The sequence below is a fragment of the Sphingopyxis sp. genome (assembly GCF_036402335.1).
GTDB lineage: Bacteria > Pseudomonadota > Alphaproteobacteria > Sphingomonadales > Sphingomonadaceae > Sphingopyxis.
Window position 1 is genome coordinate 1 of the sequence record NZ_DASWTD010000220.1, and the last position, 1514, is coordinate 1514.

Consider the following 1514-nt stretch of genomic DNA (forward strand, 5'->3'; position numbering starts at 1 on the left):
TGCGCGACGGTTTCGGCGGCTGCGCCAACGGCGCACGGTTTCGGGATATCGGGTATGGAATCGATGGGATCGGCAGCCGCGTTCACGGAATGGCCGGCAAGCAGCATGGCTGCAATGGCGAGCGGACGACCCAAATTCAAAAGTTGCCCCGGGGCTGGTTGCGACCTTTTGCGGGCTCTCTACTTTTGCATCCCCGCATCCCGAGTGAATCATGAGCGGGTCTTCCCCGCCAACAGCTTGCGACGAACGGGTTGAATAGTGAGTCGGGTGGTGTCGTTCCGGCTACAGCCGGTCGAGCGAAAGCCACCGACGGTCGCCGCGCCATGCGCGGTCGAGCGCTGCATTGCTTGCGGCGGCCGCCGTCCGGTCGCCCAGCGCCCGCTGCGTCGTTGCCAGCCCATAGAGTGCCCAGCCATTGTCGGGTGAACGCGCAAGCGCGTCGAGGAACGCCTGACGCGCACCATCGAAATCACCCGCGCGGTAGAGCGCTGCGCCGAGCGATTGCCGCACCGGATAATACCAATAGGGCGGCTCGATATAGGGGATCGCGTCCTCGATCGCGATCGCTTCGCGATAATGGCGCGCCGCCTCGGCATAGCGGCGATGCGCATAGGCCAACCGTCCGCGCGCGACGGCTTCGGCGAGCCGCAGCAGATCAGGCGCGGGCATCAGCTGATCGGTCATCGGCTTGAAATCGGCGGTCGTGCGGATCCGCGCAATCGCTGAGATCTCGGCATTGGCGCGCTTATCGTCGCGCTGCTGCGCATAGGCGACCGCGCGCGCATAGTGCCGCATTCCCGCGACATAGGGCAGCCGCGCATCGGGCGCGGGCAGCGCCAGAATCTCGGCTGGTCTGGCGAACTGGGCATGCGCCAGATAGGTCGCCGCGTTGATCGGCTGGATCCACGCGATCGACGCCGACACGTCGGTGTTCAGCAGCCTGCCCAGACGCTCCGCCTCGCCGATCGCGGTTTTCATGTCGCCCGCCATCTGCGCGGAAGCGACGATGAAATGCACATTGTGCGGATAGTATCCGTAGCGATACATCCCGGTATCGCCCGATGCCTTGAGCCAGGCCTCGTCCGCGCGCGCCGCATCGACATTGACGCGGACCGAATCGGCGAAACGACCGACGCGATAATAGATATGGCTGGGCATATGGACGAGATGGCCCGCCGCGGGGACGAGTGGCCCGGACAGCCGGTCGGCGGCCGCAAGCGCTCGTCCGGGATCGGTTGCCTCCATCAGATGAATGTAGAGATGCGCCGCCTGCGCATGCGACGCGTTGCGGGCCATCACGCGCTCGACCAGCGTCACGGCCTCGCCGCTCTTGCCCTTGGGGGTGCGCCCGTCAGTCTCCCAATAGTCCCAGGGGTGCGTGTCCATGACCGCTTCGGCGGCGAGGATCGCGATATCGTCCTGCGTCGGGAAGCGCGCCGCGACCTTCAGCATCGCATCGGCATAGGTGCCGTCAAGCTTCGCACGGTCGGCGGCTGGATCGCTCGAATAGCGCA

The 1514-nt window shown here is 65.8% G+C and carries 1 protein-coding gene; it reads right to left on the reverse strand.

The genetic code is table 11. The annotated features are described in order from the left end of the window. Positions 1-282: 282 nt before the first annotated feature. Positions 283-1514 (reverse strand): tetratricopeptide repeat protein (locus VGD20_RS06840; RefSeq protein ID WP_331133733.1); only part of this gene is annotated, 1232 nt, incomplete at its 5' end.